The sequence below is a fragment of the Mycobacterium haemophilum DSM 44634 genome (genome assembly GCF_000340435.2).
GTDB classification, from domain to species: Bacteria; Actinomycetota; Actinomycetes; order Mycobacteriales; family Mycobacteriaceae; genus Mycobacterium; species Mycobacterium haemophilum.
The window spans coordinates 39211-58055 of sequence record NZ_CP011883.2 but is presented as its reverse complement, the minus strand read 5'-3'; the positions used below and the strand labels follow the sequence as shown (position 1 = coordinate 58055).

The window sequence follows — 18845 nt, the reverse complement described above, 5'->3', positions numbered from 1 at the left end:
CCCAGCTCGATTTCGAGGCTGTTCACCGTGCCTGACCACTAGTTACTGTCAGCCACGAACGACGGGCGCCGGTGCCTGCGTGATCGGGAAGGACCGAGGCAGATGTTTCAGTTCGCACAAACGTGGCGAGTACTCGCAGGGGGTCTGGCCGCCGGCGCGATCGGTGTCACTGCCTTCGCTGGCGGCACCGCCTCGGCAGATCCTTCGCCTCCAGCACCACCACCGGCTATTCCCGGTGTCCCCGCTGTTCTCCCGCCGGCGTCACTGCCACCCATACAGAACGTCACGGCCGTTCCCGGGGGGATCACCACCAACAACAGGTTCGTCGCGACCCCGCAGGCTCCCGGACCGGCCGCCCTGGGACCGACGCCGCCCACCGTGGCTGCCCCGGTCGCTGGGACGTTGCGTGATTACTTCAAGGCAAAAGACGTCAAGCTGGTGGCGCAAAAGCCGCAAGGCTTCAAGGCACTCGACATCACCTTGCCGGTGCCCACCCGCTGGACTCAGGTTCCGGACCCGAACGTGCCCGACGCGTTCGCGGTGATCGCCGACCGGCTGGGCAACAGCCTCTACACCTCAAACGCGCAGGTAGTGGTGTACCAGCTGGTCGGCAACTTCGATCCCAGAGAGGCCATCACGCACGGCTTCGTCGACGCTCAGCAACTGTTCGCGTGGCAGACCACCAATGCCTCCCAGGCTGATTTCGAGGGCTTTCCGTCGTCAATCATCGAAGGTACGTACCGCGAAAACGATATGACGCTGAACACTTCGCGACGCCACGTCATCGCCAGCTCCGGGCCGGACAAATACCTCGTCTCACTGTCCGTGACCACTGCTCTGTCGCAGGCGGTCGCCGATGCACCGGCCACCAACGCCATCAGTAACGGATTCCGGGTGTCCGCACCCACGGCGTCCGCCCCGGCACCCACCCAGCGGCCCGGCTCGACACCCGTTGGGCTTACCGGGCCGGCGCCCTTGCCTGGGATGCCGCCCGGCCAGCCACCCGCACCCAACCTGCTGTCCCTGGTACCCGGGCTGCTGCCGCTGCCGAACCTGATGCTGACCCCGTCGCACTGAGTTGGCGACCACACCGACTCCGGGTGGCCGACTGGGAGCCAGGCAAGCGAACTCACTAGTGGACTCGTATTGTTGACACATGTTGATAGCGGGCGCACTGTGCGTGTGTGCGGCGGCGGTATGCGCCGTGTTCGGAACCTGGGCACTCACCCACAACCAGACCGTCGAACCCACGCAGCTGGCGCTGCGCGCCATGGCGCCGACGCAGTTGGCGGCCGCGATCATGCTAGCCGCCGGTGGTGTGGTGGCCCTGGCCGTGGCCGCGCACACCGCCCTGGTAGTGATGGCCGTTTGTGTCGCAGGGGCCGTCGGCACCCTGGCTACCGGCTCGTGGCAGAGCGCGCGATACGCGTTACGCCACCAGGCAGCAGCGAACGGTTGCGGCGAGAACTGCGCCGGCTGCACCCAGTCCTGCCATTAAGCTGCCTGTTGCGGACGTCGTGGTGAAGCGGCTAAGGGCGGTCCCGGTCGACACCTTTTTACTGGCAGTAGGCGCAACCGCGGCACTTGCTGGCCTGCTGCCGACCCACGGTGCGGCGGCCGGAACCGTGTCTTTCGCCACGAAGGCGGTCATCGCCGTGCTGTTCTTCCTCTACGGCGCCCGGGTGTCGCCGCAGCAGGCCTGGCACGGTGTCCGTCAGTGGCGGCTGCACTGGTTAGTGCTGGCCGCCACGTTCGTGATTTTCCCGGTGCTTGGGTTGGCCGCTCGATCGTTGGTGCCCTCGGTGCTGACCATTGACCTGTATAACGGAGTGTTGTTTCTCTGCCTCATCCCGTCGACGGTGCGGTCTTCGATTGCGTTTACTTCGATCGCACGGGGCCACATCTCGGCCGCCATCATGAGCGCATCGTTGTCCAACATCTTGGGCGTGGTGCTGACCCCACTGCTGGTGGTGCTGCTGATGAATACCAGTGGCGTGCCGCGCCTGGATGGTGCTTCGATCCGCGATGTTGTGCTGCAACTGTTGCTGCCGTTCGGGGCCGGCCAGCTGATGCGGCCATGGATCGCAGCGACCGTCGCCCGCTATGCGCCGTTGTTCAAGGTGGTCGACCGCGGCTCCATCCTGCTGGTGGTGTACACGGCTTTCTCGATGGGCGTGGTCAAAGGAATCTGGGTCAGCATCGATCCGTGGCGGTTGATCTTGGTTATCGCCGTCGACACCGTGCTGCTTGCGGTGATGCTGGTCTGCACCGGGGTGATCGGCCAACTTGCCCAACTCGACCGACGCGACGCGATCGTCCTGCTGTTCTGTGGTTCAAATAAGAGTCTGGCATCCGGCCTCCCGATGGCGCTGGTGCTTTTCCCCGCCGCCACAGTCGGGTTAACCATGTTGCCGCTCATCATTTTTCACCAGGTTCAACTGGTGGCATGCGCGTTGATCGCCAGCAGATTGGCACGGGACCGAGTCGACGAAACCGATGCGGTAGCCGTGCCGGCGTCCGCGCTGGGAGAAGCCCTTTAGTTCCGGCTGACATCGATCGGGTGGGTCGCAAGCAGCGACAGCGGCAACGGTTGCCGACGCAGCACCTGGCCCCACAGATCGGCCCGCTGCCCAACCATGACATCAGATGGCAACGCCGACAACACAATCCAGTCGTCACGCTCAATTTCGCCTTCGAGCTGACCAATGGTCCAGCCCGAGTACCCCGCGAAGATTCGTAGCCCCTCCACCAGTGGTGCGATCAGATCCGGTTCGGCATCCAGATCGACCATCACCAGCCGGCCCGACACATGCCGTAGACCCGCGACGCCGTGCGGATCAGCGCCGACCCGCAGCACCGCTAGACACAGGGCCGCGTCACGCTTCACCGGCCCCCCGATGAACATCGTCTTCGGTTTGGCCGCCAGTTTCGCCCATTGCGGTAACACGTTGTAGACCGCGGTCTCGCTGGGCCGATTGAGCACCACGCCCAAGGTGCCGCCCTCGTTGTGCTCGACGATGTAGATCACGCTGCGCCGAAACGTCGGTTCAAGAAGATCTGTGTTGGCTAACAGCAACGTACCCGCGCGCACCCGCTGCGCGGCGGGTGCAGCGTAGTCTTCGGGATCTTCGGGCTGGGGCACCACACCATCATCGCACCACCGGCAACATCACCCGGCGCAAACGAGGACGGCCAACGAATATTTTGTTTGTAGTGTTGTGGGATCGGCGCAGACCGAGGCGAGCCCCGATCGTGGAAGTGGATTTAGTGATTCAAACCCGGATGCACGCGCGCGCACCCGTCGACGTGTGGCGGTCGGTGCGCACTTTGCCAGACTTCCGGCGACTGCTGCAGGTGCGCGTGGCAAGTCAATTCGGTGATGGCCTCTTTCAGGCGGGGCTGGCCGGAGCGCTGCTGTTCAACCCGGACCGAGCCGCTGACCCACTGGCGATCGCGGGAGCTTTCGCGGTGCTGTTTCTGCCCTATTCACTGCTGGGGCCGTTCGCCGGGGCGTTGGTGGACCGTTGGGATCGCCGACTGGTGCTCGTCGGCGCCAACGTGGGACGGCTGGCGCTCATTGCTGGGATCGGCACCATTCTGGTGTTCGGAGCCGGTGAGGTGCCGCTGCTGTGTGCGGCACTGCTCGCTAACGGCTTAGCTCGGTTCGTCCTATCCGGCTTGTCGGCGGCCCTGCCCCACGTGGTGCCACGCGAACAGGTGGTCACGATGAACTCGGTCGCCACCGCGTCGGGCGCGGTCGCGGCCTTCCTCGGCGCCAACTTCATGCTCGTGCCACGCTGGCTCGTCGGCGCCGGCGACAAGGGCGCTTCGGCAATCATTTTCACCGTCGCGGTGCCAATCTCACTTGCGGTGCTGCTCTCATCACGGTTCGGCGCCCGCGTACTTGGCCCGGACGACACCCAACTCGCGATCCACGGGTCGGCCACCTATGCGGTGATCACCGGCTGGCTGCACGGCGCGCGGACCGTGGCGCGCCGCCCGACGGTCGCTGCCACTATGTCTGCCTTGGCCGCACACCGGATGGTGGTCGGCATCAACTCGCTGCTGATCTTGGTACTGGTCCACCACATGAAGAGCCCCGCAGTCGGCGGGCTAGGCACCGTGCTGCTGTTCTTCGCTGCAACGGGTATTGGCGCCTTTCTGGCCACGGTGCTGACCCCGCCCGCGGTGCGCCGCTGGGGGCGCTACGCCACGACAAATGGCGCGTTAGCGACAGCCGCGGTCGTCCAAATCGCCGGCGCCGCGCTGCTGCTACCGCTCATGGTGGCCTGCGGCTTCGTCCTCGGCGTCGCCGGCCAAACGGTCAAGCTGTGCGCCGACTCGGCGGTGCAGATCGACGTCGACGACGCCCTGCGCGGACACGTGTTCGCCGTGCAGGATTCACTGTTCTGGGTCGCGTTCATCGTGTCGATCACGGCGGCAGCGACGGTGATTCCCGAAGACGGGCACGCACCGACGTTTATCCTGTTCGGGTCGGCGCTCTATCTCGTCGGGCTCGTCATTCACAGCATCCTCAGCCGGCGCGGGCTGCCGGCGCATCATCGCTAAAAGCATGCTAGGAAACCGGCGCGGCGTTCCTACGTGACTGATGTGATTGGAGCAGTCGGTGCGGCGGAAGATAAGAACGTGTTGCTGGACTGCGCCGAGATTGCCGTCAAGGCTGTGCTTCGAACGCCCATCGCAACCATAGTGGCAATCTCGGTGCAAACAGGCGAAGTGGTGGACACTTTCCCAACACATTCTAAAGTACAGGGGGTGATTTCCCCGTCGGCTGCAGCCGACGATTCGTTCCGGAGGCGATGATGACGGGTCCCGCGCCGATCGTGGCCGACCTGCGTGCCGAAAGCGACGACCTCGACGCGTTGGTGACACCTCTTCCCGCCGAGCGTTGGTCAGCTGCGACGCCCGCGCCGGGCTGGACCATCGCGCATCAGATCGGGCATCTGTTGTGGACCGACCGGGTCGCCTTCACCGCGGTCACCGACGAGGCGGGGTTTACCGAGGTGCTGACGGCGGCGGCCGCGGCTCCTACCGGGTTCGTCGACGCGGGGGCCGAAGAACTGGCCACCGTTTCGCCGGCCGAACTCCTCGCCGACTGGCGAGCGACGCGCCGACGCCTACATGAGGCGCTACTGACAGTTCCCGCTGGCCGCAAATTGCCGTGGTTCGGGCCCCCCATGAGCGCAGCGTCGATGGCTACCGCTCGGCTGATGGAGACCTGGGCGCATGGACTTGATGTCGCCGACGCCCTTGGCGCCAACCGACCCGCCACCAACCGATTGCGGTCGATCGCACATCTCGGGGTGCGCACCCGTGACTACGCCTTCTTCGTCAACGACATGACTCCGCCAACCGAACCATTCTTCGTCGAGCTGCGGGGGCCTCATGGGGACACCTGGTCCTGGGGACCGCCCAACGCCGCCCAACGCATCACCGGCTCCGCCGAAGACTTCTGCTTGCTGGTCACTCAGCGACGCGCGCTACGCACCCTCGACATCACCGCAGCAGGCGCCGACGCGCAACGGTGGTTGAGTATCGCGCAAGCCTTTGCCGGCCCACCCGGCCCCGGTCGATGAGCGCAGAGCGCGAAGAGAGCCGGGGCCTTCCGAACAAGCCCCGGTCGATGAGCGCAGAGCGCGAAGAGAGCCGGGGCCGATGCTAGGTGCCGATCCCGCCGATGCAGGTGGGTGGCTAGCTGCGGTTCTTTGGATCGCCATCAACGACGACGCGGGCGCGCGTCACGGCGTCCTTGTCGGTTTCGGTGCCGCTTGCGCGCGCCAGCATGCCGGCCGGTGACACCGGCATTGGGGCCCCACCCATCCCAGTTGAGGTTGTGGCACTACGTAATTCGGCGGCGTTGAGCACCCCGGCGCGCAAGCCGGTCGGTCTGCCACCGGTCTCCGGCTCGAAGCTGCTGGTGGGGCGGGTGTAGCTGGTTAGTCCGGCGCCGGGGAAGCCACCAACCGCACCCGCGCCGCCCGCCGATGCGGCGCCAAGCCCACCAGCAGTGCCGCCGCCGGCCAACACAGGCTGCGTAACAGCCTCAGCCGCCGCAGCATTCGGTGCCCCAGCCGAAGGAAACATGCCAGCCACCGACTGCATCAGCCCTTGCGGCAGGCTGGTCATGCCCTGAATCGCTTCAGTTGGGGTCTTGAGCATCTGGTTCAGCGGCTCGGTTGCACTGGGCACCATCGTCATCGGCTGCTGCAACAGTGAACTAAGCTCACCGGTCGCGGCGGCCGGCGGCGATGCTGTCTGCCCTCCGCTTTGGGTGGCCTGATTTGATACCTGCATCGCGTTGTTCATGCCTGTCTGTGCCGCCGCTTGAGCCACCGCCTCTCCGGCGGCCGCGGGCGCGGCCGGCGTCGCGCCCATCGGGGCGACAGGCGGGGGAACGGCCAATGCTGCGACCAACGCGCTCAGTGTGCCGGCATACGCCCAGCCGACGCTCGAATTGTGCGGCCAATGTTCGCCGTAGTATTCCGATTCCCGTTCGATGATTGCGGGGCCATTGATACCGAAAAAGTTGGTGTCATACAAAACTTGCGTCTCGGCCCGGTTGGTCAACGAAACCACCGCCGGGATGACGGAAGATTGTGCGAGCGTGAACGCCTCCACCGCGGATTGCGTGATGGTGATCTTCTCTGCTGTCCAGCCCACCAGCGTTTGCAATCCGGCGTTGAGCCCTGCTGCGGCCACCATCGAGGCCACCGCACCCAAACCCTGCCACTGTGTTGCGGTAGCCGCGGTATTGACCGCAGAAAGGCCCATCGACAGTTGCTTGTTCACGGTCTCAGTCAGCCAAACCACGTTGTTGGCGACTACCGACGCCGCGCTGCCGGCCTCGAAGATCTGCGCTATCAGCTCGGGGGGACCGGTCCACCTAGGGTCGGGCATGGGCGTCCCTTACAGCGTGAGGTTGCCCGAGTTGATCGCGTCGACGGCGGTGCCGGTCGCCGAAGCCAAGCCTTGTGTGCCGGCAAATGCCGCCCGCTGCCCGACATGTTCAGCGGTGGCGGCAAGGTAGGCCGCTCCGGCGGCGTTGAGCGCGGCCGCGAATGCAACAGAGTCAGCGTCAGTTCCCATCGGCATCACCCCAGTGAGCGCAGCCGCGCCGGCTGCCGTCGTGGCCGCCATCTCCTCGCTGATTCCAGCCTCGGTGGCCGACGACAAATCCACGGCGCCGGGAATCATGCTGAACAAGCCGCCCATATCCGCCTCCCAAATTTCGGTTGCCCGGCAAGCGAGGAAGCCCCCCTCGGGCGATTTTGGGTCCGCCGAAAGTTCTCCGCGGTGCCGTCTGAGTCTAAAGTGGGCCGCGCTGGCTGTCGACTCAGTCTATTCCGGGGTTCCTACCAGCACTCCCTCCACCACACCGTCGGTTGTGACCAGCAGGCCACGACCAGGGGGCAGTTGCTGCGCGCTGATCCTGCCGAATACTTTCACTGCTGCCGGATCGTTATCCATAAACAGTGTTGGTGCGCGCGAGCTTGTCATCTTCTGCAGGAATGGGTTCGTCACTGAAACCCCGGCCCAGTTTCCTGGTAGGCGCGCGGCGATGATGTGTAGGCCAATCTCTCGGCTGCGTTCGATCAATCCCCACAACGGCGCCGTTGCCGCACCCTTGCCGATCACACCGTGCGGCCGGAGTTCCTGCTCGTCATCGATCAGCAGGAAATGGCGCGGACCCTGCCATGTGCTGCGGTGCAACAATTCTTCCTGGCTCAGACCCGAAGGTGGCAGGCGGCCACGCATGATCTCCGCCAATTCCTGGATCACCGCGTCGATATCGTCATGCGTATAGGCGTACGCACGCACGTGCGGACCCTGAATTTTACCGATCAGCGATGTCTTAGGATCGACGATGGTGATCTGAGCCTGGTCGGGCGCGAACCGGCTGGTAATCGCTTGTCCAAACGCCGCCAGCGTCGTGGTCTTCCCACACAACTGGCGCCCCAAGACCAGCATGTTGGGTACTCTGCGAGTCGCTAAAAATGCTGGCTTCAAGGCAGTTTCGCCGATTCCGAACGGAATGTTCAGCGGGTCGGTAGCCGCGGCGGCGTCCACGAAAGTACCAATCACCTGACTGAGCTGAATCCGCTCGGGCAATCGCGCCAACTTCTCCAGCCTGCCAGCTCCGGTCAAATCAGCTATGAGGGCGCCGATTTCACGCGTCGCCACTCGCTCACCGGTGGGCGTCGTCAGCTCAGGTATTCCGACTAGCAACTCGTAGCCGTCCCGGGTAACCCCGAACCCAGGACGGTCCAACGTATTCCGGGCGGCCTTTCTCCGCTCGAAGCCTTCTCCCATCTGGGTTTCGTCTGGGTTGCTTAGCCGCAACTGGATGCGTGCGTTTGACACATTCACCAGCTGCTGCTTTTGCCCCACCAACCACGCCGTGGCGCTGGTAACGACATGCACCCCGTACGACAGACCTTGGCGGGCGATCGCGATCACACGATCACCGATTGCTGCACCCTTGTCGTAAAGGTCGCTGAAGTTGTCGATGACGAGAAAAACATCGCCGAACTTATCGTCGGGATCGGTGGCGGCACCCGCGTCTGGGCCGAAACGGCGATCCCGGAATTCGGAGATGTCGATTTGGTATTGCTTGAACGCAGCCTCGCGGGCCGCGATCAACCCCTCGATCGAGGCGACAGTCCGAGACACTCCCTCACTGTCTGTCTGGCTGACCACCGATGCTACATGCGGCAGCTCTTCGATGGGGTACAGAGACGCACCGATGCAGAAGAACGTGACCCGTTCGGGTCGATACATCAATGCCGCCGAGGTCATCAACGCCATCAACGTGGTGGACTTGCCACGCTGAGCGGTCGCGACCACCATAACGTTATCCATCTCGGCGTCGACGACGTGCACACGTTGAGCGTGCTCTTCGGGAATGTCAACAATTCCAATCGGGAACACCAGGCCCGGGTTTTGCCCGTACTCGACATCCCATGGCTTGCCGCGCCAGCGGGCCACGAGTGAATCGATCGGCTCGCTGACTTCCAAAGGTGGAAGCCAGATCTGGTGCGGTGGGCGTGCGGGATGCGAGAGTAGCGACTCTCGGATTACATCGACTAGTTTCCTCTTCCGAAAGCCATCAGAGTGAAAAAGAAACTCGTCCGGCTCTTCAGGTTCGTCTACGATAGCTAATGCAGCGCTGTCCGCTTCACTGAGCGGTTGGTAGGACCAGGTGTAGGAGCGAGGCTGGGAAAAGCTAACAGCCACAGTTTTGTTCGCGTTAGTCGGCCGTTTTGGCATCACGAACGGGGCCGACACGTAAAAGCAACGGAACTGTTCCAAGTCGCGTGGCCCAACCTTGAGCAAGGCGTAGCCGTTCTCCTTGGATGGAAGATGCAACGCCGAGTCGCTGCCGATCACATCCCGGGAGTCCTCCGCCGTCTCGGCGCGCAGCGCCACCCGGAAAGCGATGTTGCTCTTGACTTTACTCAGCGACGACAGATCCAACCGCTGGCCGCCCAGCGTGAAGAAGACGTTGCAACCACGACCCTCCTGGCCGATGTGGATAACCAGATCGATCCACTCGGGATGATGAATGAATAACTCGAGGTACTCGTCGATGATCACCAGCAGGATCGGTACCGGCTCTAGATCCCGTCCGGCCAGCCGCATCTCCTCATACTCGTTGGCGTCCCGCGCCCCGGCATCCTTGAAAAGTCGGTAACGTCTGGCGATCTCGCCATTGATGGCCTTGCGCATCCGCTCCGCCAAATGCCGGTCATCGGAGCCTAGATTAGACAACGAACCAGCAACGTGCGGAAATCCTTGCAGATCTTGGGCTGCCGACTCGAACTTCATGTCGACGAATATCACGATGAATGTCTCCGGCGAGTGGGTCAGCGCGATGCCGCTGCACAGCGACAGAAAGTACTCCGACTTACCTGACCCGGATGTACCAATTACTACCGAGTGGAAGCCGTAGCCACCAAAATCCTTGGCACGCATGATGACATACTGCAGCTCACCACCTTGCTTGACGCCGACGGGCACCATCGCCCATCTGTGGTCACCGCGACCACGGCTCTCTGCCCAGAGCTTGTCGACGTCCAACTCGCGAGGGTCGGTAATTCCCAGCGCCCGAAGCAGTTCGCCGCCCTGACTACCGGTCGCAGACAATTCACCGGCACTCATCGGGGACCAGCGGGCAAGCGCGCGGGCATACCGGTTGGCGGTGCTCTCGGCAAGCAGATCCGCCATGGCATAGAACGAGTCACGGTGCGTGAGTCGGCCGTTACGCAGCGCGAAACGCTGGTTCGCGTCGGCGAACCCGATGCCGACACCGACTCGGGTCGCCAACCTCAGCACCGTAATGCCGGCCATACCCTTCTGCCCAGTCACACCCTCCCATTGCTCGGGCGTACCGACGTTGTCGTCGACGATCACCCAGTGCGGACCCAGCGCCAGATCAGTTGCCGATTCGATGGGCGATGGCATCGATGTTGGGCTACCTCCGACCGGCGGTGTCCATGGTCCACGGCCCTTGCGGTGCAGCTCGGCGTCAAGTGCCTCTTCCAACTCCGTTGGAGAGGCGAACACCAACCGGCGCAGTCCGCAGGCGTCGAACATTTCGTCGTGCTGGTTGTGCGGTAACCACACCAACCACGACCACAGCTCGGGATGCCGGGTCACCACCATAAGCTTGAGATCACCTGGGCTGTGGTAGACAGCCAGGGAGCACAGTATCGACCGCGCCAGGCCGTGCAGTTCGCTCGGATCATCGCCGATGAAGCTGAATCCGGGCTTCGACCGCAGACTCAGTAGCTTGCCAATTCCGCGAATCTTGCTCTGTTCGAGAATGAAATCCCTTAGCGCACCACCAGTTACGGGTTCGAGCTCTTCGGCGATCGGAACGTCGGGCCACTGCAGAGAAACCGCGGATTCGCTGGCCTGCTGCACCCCGATCCCCAGCCGCACGTCGAGGAAGTCTGGGTCTGCTGCGCGCCGTTCCCACATCCGCGGACCACCGATAACGGTGTCCAGCCGCTGCGGGTCTCCATGCACAAACAGCTGGCTGGCCCGCTGATCATGGGCGGCGCGCTGTACCTCGTCGCGGTCTTCGTCGAGCTGACGCAAATAGCTTCGGCGCTGCTTTTCCTGCTCTCCCCAGCTGATCCGGCGTCCTCGCCCGAAGCGGCCGCTGAACATCAGCGTGCCGAACCCGACCAAGCCGATCATCGGGAAGAACCCCGACTGTAGCGACCGAATCCCTGACGCGTACATCACCACCAACGTGCCGACAATCCCAACCAGCAGTGCCGGAATCGCAATCATCAGTAGGATGTTGCGCGGCTCACGTTCAGGTAATGCCAGCGGCGCGCCGACTGCGATTCGCACCGGCGTAACATTCGGTGGGGGCCTGCGGGTACCGCGAACGAAACCTCGCTTGGACATGGCTAACTCCCGGTGGTCTGCTCGTTGGACTCCGGAATGGACGTCACCGCACCGCCTGCAGGTATTGCGTCGCGCGCGACCAGGGCGGCATCGCGGCTAATCGCCGGTCCGGTTGCAAATGTCCGGACTATCGGCCAAGGCGCTTGCACCGCGTAGCGCGGATCCAGCCCAAGTACTTGCCAGGTCCGTTGCTCTGCTTGAACGCCATACCGAACGCCTTGCGGCGAAAGCCAATACAAACTCTCCCGACTATCGGACCGAGCTTCGCCGCTCGTCGTGGCAATAAAATTCGCCGCGTCCGGCAGCACCAATGTCTGCTGAGCCTCCACAGAGTTGGGATCGCGGTCGTCGCGGACCAGATGCACCACGCGAGGGTCCATGCTGATCGGGACCGGCAGACCCCGCCCGCTCAGGACGGTGATTCGGGCCTGCGGATCGCCGGACTGTTTTTCCCAGGCGACACATGTCACCGGATTCGCCGACGTGTCAACGAAATCCAGCTTTCCCGGCGGATAGTAGTCGACGTCGAGCACGTCAACTACTGGGATGTGGATCAGCGTGTCCGGAGCAACGAGTGCTGGCGTTGTCGAACCCTCGGAGTTCCCGGTGCGCAACAGGTCCGCGACGAAGCTGGTGATCTTCTGAACGCCGCCTGGCAGCAGCGCGTAGAAGCCATTGACCGCGCCGCTCACGTCCCGGGTTTTCAGCACGCTGCCTACCCGAGACCCAGGCAACCATCGCGATGGCGTGCCGGCATCTGGGATTGCCGGCAGTACAAGGGGTTCCGTTGACGGCATTGCGTCGTAGAGAGCGTTGGAAATTTCGATCGGATACGTCACACCGGGATCAAGCCCGAGATTCAGGGTCACCGACCGGTCGGCTGGATCAATGCGGGACCGCTGCCCTCGCCAGATCACATAGGTCGTGCCCTTGTGAGTCGCGAGGACAGCTTGGGCCGGGCCCATCGCAGTGGCCCGGCCAACAGCCGAGAGCTGGCCGGCGATGGACGTCACCACCGGAGCCGTCCCGCTACCACGGTCCGCCGCGGTGTCGCAGACCGACCATGCCGATATAGAACTCGATGCGATCGGCAGGCTATCTGGCACACCAGGAATACCGATCATCGGGCCGGTGGGGTATTTGGCGATCTCGCTCGCCCTGACCCAGGCGGGGGCGGCGGCAGCGCCGACTGCCAACCGCGCGGAGGTGAGGTTGAGTGCGGGGTAGAGGCGGTCATTGATCTTCGCATAGACCGCACCGGTGTCGCGGTCGCCGATGATAGCTGATTGGCCGATCAGGCCCGCGGGCCTCATGACATGGAGTAACGCCATCCATCCAACGCCGATAAGGACGAGCACAATCGACAGTGCCACCGCCGCTTGCTGTTTACGGTCGTCGTGCTTCATCCGCACCGAAAACCTAGTGATCGCAGCCCGCAAGCGCCGGTTGTAGAAGAGATGTCCCGAATTCTGGTCCCGGTTAGACAGATTGAGCGGCACAGCCATTCTCCTTTCGGCAGTCGATGCGGATCGGTCTGCTAAATCGACACCGGTATCACTGCAGGGGCCCGCCGTACCTCGCCTGGTTGTCAGCCTCTGCCTCTTCGCGCAGCGCTGCGATCGCGAGGTTCACCCTGTCAGCCAATTCCTCGTGGGCGTAGCCGGTCATTACGCCCGGATGCAGCGTCAACTTGAGCAACCGGCCATCGGAATTGGCCACTGCGTGAATATCGCCGAGGTCCACGCTGTATGTGACGGCCTCGGCCTGCGCGACGAGGGCTTCCCATCTGTCCGCTGCCTCACTCAGTTGCTGCAGAACCGATTCGACAAGATCTTTGTCGCTCAATTTCGCGCGGCTGCCCCCCGACACGATGACAGTATGTCGACACCTCCGACCAGCGTCAATTCATACGCCGGGGCCACGTTCCGGCCCCAGCAGCGACAGCTCTGCGGCGTACCGGCCGACCAGGGTCGAGTTCTCCGAACCACGCCGGGTGATAAATCATCAAGGATTCCCGGGTCACTCTGCGCAGACACTGGCGCGCCGCTATCCGACCGAAATTCGCCACCGACTGAGCCTACCGGCATCGCCAGCAAGCTGAGCACGCGGTGAATTGTGCGACTGCCATGGCCTGGGTAGCGTAAGGGTATGGCTGATTCTGCGCTGCAGCAGCAACTCGACGAAGTGCGTGCTCTGCTCTATCGTGCGCGAGAGTTGTTCGGCGCCAATCCCGTCGAGCCGCCAACCGATATCACACCCGATCCTGATACCGCTAAGACCTGGCTGCTTTAGCGGCGTCAGTTTGGTATAGATCTGGTTAGTTCGGGCTGGCTCGGTGGCGCAGTTGATGCGCCAGCAGCTTCTCGATCGCAGCGTCGAGATCGTCGGGAGTCGGAACCTCCGCGGACGGGGTGTGGCCGGCCGCAACGATCTCGTTGCGCACTTCCAGCAACGCTTTGAGGCACGAAACATCGGCAGTTAGCAGGATGCCTTGCGCCAGCGTTTCCGCGTCCGTATCCATCGCCTCCGCGCTCAGCGCGATGCTGTGCATGTATCCGCCGCGACATGAGCGGACGAGAATGTGTCCGCTCGGGTGGACGGTGTCGAAGGCAGGATTGGAGTCTGTCATTGATCGCCGTCAACGATGCTGCCGAGGTTGCGCGCTGCCTCGTCCTCGTGCTGGTCCCACATCGCCGCTGACATCCTCAAGTTGTGCGCCAGATCGGCGTGGTCGTCTGCTTGCTGCAGGTAACACTGCCGTCTGAGCTCGAGAAGTTCACGGCCAGCTTCGCGAAACTCGGTGAAGATGGGCCCGAGTGAGTCCAAGCTCTCTTGGATCGCGGCGTGCGACGAAGGTACGGTCCGCAAGTACTCGGCCGTCTGCTGGTGACGTACCGCGGCTTCCCGCAACTGCGCGGGCACCACACGAATTCGATCTGTCATCTACGGTCTCCTCATTGGTGCGCTGGCCTTCGTTCCGATGGGCTTGTCATTGTGACCCCGTCGCCGTGGCCGCCGGCCAGGTTGGCGTCGGTGTTCCGGTCTGCGTCGGCGGATGCTCCCAGCCTAGAAAGCTCGGCCCGGTCACGGCGGAGATATGTTGAATCTGGCCGTCGAGGAGCGCTTGACTGCGGCCGAGTGCAAGCGCATGACGGTCGGTGAAGATACCGACATCTCCTGGTGTGACCCGGGATGGGTCGATGGGGTTGGTCACCGTCGTGCCGGGAGCAGGAATGGTAATTCCTTGCTCACGGAACGCATCTGCGATCGACGCGCCGCCAACCGCGGCCTTGATCGCTGCTGCCAGCTGTGGGCTGGCAGCCGTCACCGTCTCACCGTCGGGCAGTGTCACGGTTGTCGGACCCGTCGGCGGCGATTCGGGCTTCTCGGCGGACGATTCCTTCTCGCCATCGTCATTGTGGTGATCGGGTTCCTGGTCCTTCAAGTTTGGATCTGCCGATGCCAGCTGCTCTTTATCGAAATCCCTCGGCTCTGGTTCAGTTCCAATGCCATCAAGCAACCTGGAAAGGGGAAGCCCACCTGGTGCATTCCAACCCGGAATGGAACCCGGCGCCGTTAGCCCGCCGGGCGTCGGCACAACGCCGAGGTTGGGAATGCTTGGCATCATCGGCGTCATCGGCATCGGCGGCGCAGTCGGTCCCGCTGTGGGTCGGGGATCGTCAAGCAACAGCGAATCAAGGTACGGATCTTCGGCATCGGGCAATTCCGCCACCTGTTGACTGGCGCCCGGCGCCGATGCGCCAATGAGCGCGGCCGATGCCGGACGCTGTCCGCTGGGCACGTCCAGTCCCGTTTTCGAGGCACCATACAGCGATGTCCACGCGGCCATCAGCGCTGACTTCGACGTGTCATCGAGGCTTGCGTTGGCGACCACCGCGCGGATATCCCTGAGCTTGGTGATGAGGAATCGTTGGAAATCACGCGCACCCGCCGGTGTGTCCAGATCCGATCGCGTTCGTACCGCCCCTTCGGTCTCTTGCTGTAGCTTGTTCAGCGCCTCTCTGCCCTCGACAGTCTTTAGGTGCGCGTTCAGGATTGCCGAGATCACTTGCAAGTCAAGTTGCGAACTCGCTGAATTCTGGTGCGCCAGAGCAGCTTCAGCATATCCGATAGTTTCGGCAGCGTCACCTTGCTGGGGTTCCGCCGCCGCAGGTACGCCCGATCCGCGCAGCCATAGGCCGAGATCACCCGGCATCGCCACCGTCGGAGCGAACAGATCTGAATGTTGTTGGCGGACCTTGCACAGGATCGCGTCGAGTTGCTCCAAGCGTGTCGTGGGAGTGACCACAGCTGACACTTCACTCGGCGTCAGTCCGCTCTGCCACGCGTTTGGATCGCCCGTGCGGTCCCGGACATATTTGACTACAGCAAGTAGGTCGTCATACGTCGACATCGTCTAGGCAATCGGCGCCGCGCCCGGTTGCGGACGACGTGAACCCTTCATGCCGGGTGACAGTAGTTCGGCACACCGCCGCCGACAATTCACCCCAATCTGGCAATGCTAGCCCGCGGGCGTTGTGTACTGTGCCCGCACGCTTTCCAACACAGCCTTTTTCGTGCGATCCAACTCGCGAACACTAGCCACGACGGTGACAATCTCCCGCTGTTTAGCAATCAAAAATTTCTGAAACTCACTAGAACCCATACGAGTATCGACGGCGAGGTCGGCCTGGTTCTGTACCGCACAATCGATTTCGGCGGCGATCGCATCCAGTCGGCCGATGCTCTCGCGTATCGCTGCATGAGCACTGGCGATCGCCTCGGTCACCACCCGGTCGGCGTCGGCAGCCGTTCTGTGCTGCCTCGCGAGTGCCGTCTGCCGTTCCCGAATGGCAGCTAGCGACGATCCAGCTTGCTCCGACATGCGTTCAACCTTCTCAAAGTGGCCGGCGAATCTGCACGTTGCTGCCCAGCGGACTGATCCGGACCGACGCGCCCGAGTAGGGCGCTTCGACGACCAGATTATTGCCGATGGCCAGTTGTACATGCCCGGCGTGGGGGAAGACGAGGTCGCCCGGGCGCACTTGCCAGCGCGGTACCGGAATCCCGTCGTTTATCTGCTGATATGTGGTGCGGTCCAGATGGATACCCGCCTGCGCATACGACCATTGAACCAGCCCAGAACAGTCGAACTGGTCGGGCCCAGTTGCGCCCCAGACATAAGGACGGCCGAGTCGCGACAGCGCGGCACGCACCGCGATTCCCGCGCGGCCGGTTGCTGAGGGTAACCGCAGTCCGGTCGGCGCGGGGCCAAGGTGATGCTGCGTCCGGTAGCGCAGCGCACGCAATGCGACTAGGTGCCGTCGTGCCCGCAGGCGGGCCGACAAGACGTGCATTCGCTGCGCGCGCAGGCGTGCAATGCGACGACGCATCGCTTCTCGCTGGGCCATCGGGGTAGCCGGAGTAATGGCAGCATCGGCGTGGGCCTCCTGGAGGACGTTTTTGGTCAGCTCACGCGCTCGGGCCCGATCCCGCTGGGCATTGGCGATGACCGCGCCGACCGCAGCATCCGTTCGTGATGCCGACAGCAACGCTTCGCGGCTATGGTGCACCGCTGGTTGATAACTACCATGCCCCACAGTGTTGTTCAGCCTGGCTGCGCGCTGCAGTAGTCCGTTGTAGCGCGCGGTGCCCGCGTTCAGTGTCGAGTGCCGAGTGCTGCCTGCAAACATTTGATGAGCACGGTTCAACGCCTCGATTTCGCTGTCGATCACGAGTTCCCCTCCGCGCTGTCGTTGTCTGCCGCGGCCTGGCTCGTCGACTCGACCGCATCGGCGAAAGCGCGAACGCGCCGGAGCACTCCCGCCGGGATGATTCCCCGGTTGCGGATATCCCACATTTCGTCATTACCGACGCCAAGTAGCGCAGCGATGATCGCCTCCGGCAACGACGATTGCGCGCATGCCCGATCGAACCGCGCGCCCAAGCTCGTCGGCATCCGATTTAGCAGGTCGCTGCGTGTCGCCTCGAGCGCCTGTAGGTGTTCCATGAGCCGGTCCGTCGAGTCGGCGCCGGCGTTCACCGCCACCCGCCACGAGCTGGCGGCGAGCATCTCCGCTTTCACGCACTGCGCGATCACAGATAGAATATACGTCTCGTATTCGTTTGATGTCGTCGCTGGGAGACGATCGATGACGGATCTGATGGCATCGAGTTGCGCTTCGGCGTAGCCTTCCAGCACTTCTGTGTCGCTGTGGCGGTCCGCAACCACCGCACCGGCACGTCGCGCAGACGTCGCCTCGAGGGGCTGCACGGCAATTAGTCGGGCCAGCTCGGCATCGGGATCAGCAGCCACTAGAAGCCGCGAGTAGGTGCCAGGCGGTAGGCCAAGCCCATTTTCAACCTTTTGAACTGTGCTTTTATGCGGTTTGCGGGCACCGCGTTCTAGATAGCTCAGTCCCATGATGCTGACGCCGGTCGCGATCGCAAAGTCCGCCAGTGACCAGTCGCGCGATTCGCGCAGCGCGCGGATGGCAGCACCCGCCGACTCACGGCTCAACGCACGCTCCGGCCATAGACCGGATATTACACAGCCCTCAAGCCAACCCTGTGTGTGTGTATACGTTTTTATCGTCATTCTCTTGCGAAGGCCCGTCCAGTGCGTATACGCTTTTGACTACGTTTCGCTCTAACAAGGGAGGCCGACAGATGGGACACCCGTGCGCAGCTAACCCGGAACTATGGTTCGGCTACCCCGATGACGACGGCGGTGACGGCGCCGCCAAGGCGCGTGCCTATGAACGGTCCGCCACCGAGGCTCGGATCCAATGCCTGCGCCGCTGCCCACTGGCGCAGCAGCGTCTGTGTGCCCAACACGCAATTGCGCATCGCGAAGAGTATGGAGTCTGGGCTGGCGTTAAGCTGCCCGGCGGCCAGTACCGCAAGCGCGAACAGCTCGCGCAGGCCCATGAGGTGTTGCGGCGGATCGCCGCGGGCGAAATCAACTCGCGCCAGCTACCCGAGAACGCAGCGCTGCTGGCGCACCACGAACACGACGCCATTGCGGTGGCCGCAGTCGTGTTGCACTTGCCGATCGCACACGTTGGCCCTCGTTCGGCCGCCTGACGACATCGTCGACGGGGCAGTTTGCGGAACCAGCCAGACGGTACGACCGGATCATCGACGGCCACAGAATGTGGATCAGCAACGGCGGTATGCCACTGTGCATGTGGTCAACGCGGTCGTCGACAAAGAGCTCGGCCATCACGGTTAGGCGCTGTTCGTGGTGCCGGCTTGGGCTGCCGGGCCTCCCACACCGCCGAATTGCGGTTCGATGGTGTTCGGGTTCCGGGAGCCAATCTGCTTGGTGAACAAGCGGAACTCGAGCACGAACTTGCCAAAGCCCTCACCACCAGTGACGTCGCCATGAAGCTGCTGCGGCCGCC

At 63.3% G+C, this 18845-nt stretch carries 19 protein-coding genes and 1 pseudogene; 8 read left to right on the top strand and 12 right to left on the bottom strand.

The window, feature by feature from the left end; translation table 11 throughout:
* The first annotated feature begins 102 nt into the window (after positions 1-102).
* The 3 genes from B586_RS00285 (at position 103) to B586_RS00275 (ending at position 2540) form a co-directional block, all read left to right on the top strand.
* The gene (locus B586_RS00285; protein WP_054879024.1) at positions 103-1077 is read left to right on the top strand and encodes an LpqN/LpqT family lipoprotein; all 975 of its coding nucleotides are present in this window, start codon (positions 103-105) and stop codon (positions 1075-1077) included.
* A gap of 79 nt (positions 1078-1156) precedes the next feature.
* The gene (locus B586_RS00280; RefSeq protein WP_047315693.1) at positions 1157-1498 is read left to right on the top strand and encodes a hypothetical protein; all 342 of its coding nucleotides are present in this window, start codon (positions 1157-1159) and stop codon (positions 1496-1498) included.
* 22 nt (positions 1499-1520) lie between these two features.
* On the top strand, positions 1521-2540 hold the full coding sequence (locus B586_RS00275; protein WP_047315717.1) for a bile acid:sodium symporter family protein: 1020 nt from the start codon (positions 1521-1523) through the stop codon (positions 2538-2540).
* On the opposite strand, the gene B586_RS00270 is transcribed toward B586_RS00275, so the two are convergent.
* Complete coding sequence (locus B586_RS00270) at positions 2537-3145, bottom strand: YqgE/AlgH family protein (protein ID WP_156166511.1); 609 nt, start codon at positions 3143-3145, stop codon at positions 2537-2539. The genes B586_RS00275 and B586_RS00270 overlap by 4 nt on opposite strands.
* Before the next feature lie 137 nt (positions 3146-3282).
* On the opposite strand from B586_RS00270, the gene B586_RS00265 reads away from it, so the two are divergent.
* Both B586_RS00265 and B586_RS00255 read left to right on the top strand, forming a co-directional pair.
* On the top strand, positions 3283-4569 hold the full coding sequence (locus B586_RS00265; RefSeq protein WP_082607701.1) for an MFS transporter: 1287 nt from the start codon (positions 3283-3285) through the stop codon (positions 4567-4569).
* 254 nt (positions 4570-4823) lie between these two features.
* Positions 4824-5597, top strand: coding sequence for a TIGR03084 family metal-binding protein (locus B586_RS00255; RefSeq protein ID WP_047315691.1), 774 nt, complete (start codon positions 4824-4826; stop codon positions 5595-5597).
* Between the two features lie 115 nt (positions 5598-5712).
* Here the strand turns inward: B586_RS00255 and B586_RS00250 are convergent, their stop codons facing one another.
* The 5 genes from B586_RS00250 to B586_RS00230 all read right to left on the bottom strand — a co-directional run bounded on the left by B586_RS00250 (position 5713) and on the right by B586_RS00230 (position 13308).
* Positions 5713-6918: a PPE domain-containing protein gene (locus B586_RS00250; RefSeq protein ID WP_054879025.1), complete on the bottom strand. Its 1206-nt coding sequence runs from the start codon at positions 6916-6918 to the stop codon at positions 5713-5715.
* 9 nt (positions 6919-6927) lie between these two features.
* Positions 6928-7233 (bottom strand): PE domain-containing protein, encoded by a 306-nt coding sequence (locus tag B586_RS00245; protein WP_054879026.1) that lies wholly within the window; start codon positions 7231-7233, stop codon positions 6928-6930.
* A 126-nt stretch (positions 7234-7359) separates the two neighbouring features.
* Positions 7360-11439 carry a type VII secretion protein EccCa gene (gene eccCa / locus B586_RS00240; RefSeq protein ID WP_054879027.1) on the bottom strand — a complete coding sequence of 1360 codons (4080 nt, stop codon included), beginning with the start codon at positions 11437-11439 and terminating at the stop codon, positions 7360-7362.
* A gap of 2 nt (positions 11440-11441) precedes the next feature.
* Positions 11442-12938 carry a type VII secretion protein EccB gene (eccB, locus tag B586_RS00235; protein ID WP_054880794.1) on the bottom strand — a complete coding sequence of 499 codons (1497 nt, stop codon included), beginning with the start codon at positions 12936-12938 and terminating at the stop codon, positions 11442-11444.
* Positions 12939-12993: 55 nt separating this feature from the next.
* Positions 12994-13308 (bottom strand): DUF2710 family protein, encoded by a 315-nt coding sequence (locus B586_RS00230; RefSeq protein ID WP_047315688.1) that lies wholly within the window; start codon positions 13306-13308, stop codon positions 12994-12996.
* A 279-nt stretch (positions 13309-13587) separates the two neighbouring features.
* Here B586_RS00230 and B586_RS21235 point away from each other — a divergent pair, with 279 nt between their 5' ends.
* A complete protein-coding gene (locus B586_RS21235) occupies positions 13588-13731 on the top strand; it encodes a hypothetical protein (RefSeq protein ID WP_168162492.1) in 144 nt (47 codons plus the stop codon).
* Positions 13732-13756: 25 nt separating this feature from the next.
* On the opposite strand, the gene B586_RS00225 is transcribed toward B586_RS21235, so the two are convergent.
* The 6 genes from B586_RS00225 to B586_RS00200 form a co-directional block, all read right to left on the bottom strand.
* A complete protein-coding gene (locus tag B586_RS00225) occupies positions 13757-14068 on the bottom strand; it encodes a DUF2694 family protein (protein ID WP_054879028.1) in 312 nt (103 codons plus the stop codon).
* A complete protein-coding gene (locus tag B586_RS00220; protein WP_047315686.1) occupies positions 14065-14382 on the bottom strand; it encodes an ESX-1 secretion-associated protein in 318 nt (105 codons plus the stop codon). The genes B586_RS00225 and B586_RS00220 overlap by 4 nt, the downstream gene beginning before the upstream one ends.
* Before the next feature lie 46 nt (positions 14383-14428).
* The gene (locus B586_RS00215; protein ID WP_054879029.1) at positions 14429-15853 is read right to left on the bottom strand and encodes a DUF4226 domain-containing protein; all 1425 of its coding nucleotides are present in this window, start codon (positions 15851-15853) and stop codon (positions 14429-14431) included.
* A 108-nt stretch (positions 15854-15961) separates the two neighbouring features.
* Positions 15962-16324: a DUF4226 domain-containing protein gene (locus B586_RS00210; RefSeq protein WP_054879030.1), complete on the bottom strand. Its 363-nt coding sequence runs from the start codon at positions 16322-16324 to the stop codon at positions 15962-15964.
* A 13-nt stretch (positions 16325-16337) separates the two neighbouring features.
* On the bottom strand, positions 16338-17174 hold the full coding sequence (locus tag B586_RS00205) for a C40 family peptidase (RefSeq protein WP_156406673.1): 837 nt from the start codon (positions 17172-17174) through the stop codon (positions 16338-16340).
* A complete protein-coding gene (locus B586_RS00200; RefSeq protein WP_054879031.1) occupies positions 17171-17959 on the bottom strand; it encodes a helix-turn-helix domain-containing protein in 789 nt (262 codons plus the stop codon). The genes B586_RS00205 and B586_RS00200 overlap by 4 nt, the downstream gene beginning before the upstream one ends.
* A gap of 149 nt (positions 17960-18108) precedes the next feature.
* Here B586_RS00200 and B586_RS00195 point away from each other — a divergent pair, with 149 nt between their 5' ends.
* Both B586_RS00195 and B586_RS19660 read left to right on the top strand, forming a co-directional pair.
* Positions 18109-18525, top strand: coding sequence for a WhiB family transcriptional regulator (locus tag B586_RS00195; protein ID WP_054879032.1), 417 nt, complete (start codon positions 18109-18111; stop codon positions 18523-18525).
* A 44-nt stretch (positions 18526-18569) separates the two neighbouring features.
* Positions 18570-18804 (top strand): annotated as a pseudogene (locus tag B586_RS19660) (acyl-CoA dehydrogenase family protein); the annotation flags it as partial.
* Positions 18805-18845 lie beyond the last annotated feature (41 nt).

What these genes read in the sequence shown, in the direction of transcription:
- B586_RS00285 (WP_054879024.1), top strand. Translation starts at nt 103, where the DNA reads ATGTTTCAGTTCGCACAAACGTGGCGAGTACTCGCAGGGGGTCTGGCC.
- B586_RS00280 (WP_047315693.1), top strand. Translation starts at nt 1,157, where the DNA reads ATGTTGATAGCGGGCGCACTGTGCGTGTGTGCGGCGGCGGTATGCGCC.
- B586_RS00265 (WP_082607701.1), top strand. Translation starts at nt 3,283, where the DNA reads ATGCACGCGCGCGCACCCGTCGACGTGTGGCGGTCGGTGCGCACTTTG.
- B586_RS00255 (WP_047315691.1), top strand. Translation starts at nt 4,824, where the DNA reads ATGACGGGTCCCGCGCCGATCGTGGCCGACCTGCGTGCCGAAAGCGAC.
- B586_RS00250 (WP_054879025.1), bottom strand. Translation starts at nt 6,918, where the DNA reads ATGCCCGACCCTAGGTGGACCGGTCCCCCCGAGCTGATAGCGCAGATC.
- B586_RS00245 (WP_054879026.1), bottom strand. Translation starts at nt 7,233, where the DNA reads ATGGGCGGCTTGTTCAGCATGATTCCCGGCGCCGTGGATTTGTCGTCG.
- eccCa (WP_054879027.1), bottom strand. Translation starts at nt 11,439, where the DNA reads ATGTCCAAGCGAGGTTTCGTTCGCGGTACCCGCAGGCCCCCACCGAAT.
- B586_RS21235 (WP_168162492.1), top strand. Translation starts at nt 13,588, where the DNA reads ATGGCTGATTCTGCGCTGCAGCAGCAACTCGACGAAGTGCGTGCTCTG.
- B586_RS00225 (WP_054879028.1), bottom strand. Translation starts at nt 14,068, where the DNA reads ATGACAGACTCCAATCCTGCCTTCGACACCGTCCACCCGAGCGGACAC.
- B586_RS00220 (WP_047315686.1), bottom strand. Translation starts at nt 14,382, where the DNA reads ATGACAGATCGAATTCGTGTGGTGCCCGCGCAGTTGCGGGAAGCCGCG.
- B586_RS00215 (WP_054879029.1), bottom strand. Translation starts at nt 15,853, where the DNA reads ATGTCGACGTATGACGACCTACTTGCTGTAGTCAAATATGTCCGGGAC.
- B586_RS00210 (WP_054879030.1), bottom strand. Translation starts at nt 16,324, where the DNA reads ATGTCGGAGCAAGCTGGATCGTCGCTAGCTGCCATTCGGGAACGGCAG.
- B586_RS00195 (WP_054879032.1), top strand. Translation starts at nt 18,109, where the DNA reads ATGGGACACCCGTGCGCAGCTAACCCGGAACTATGGTTCGGCTACCCC.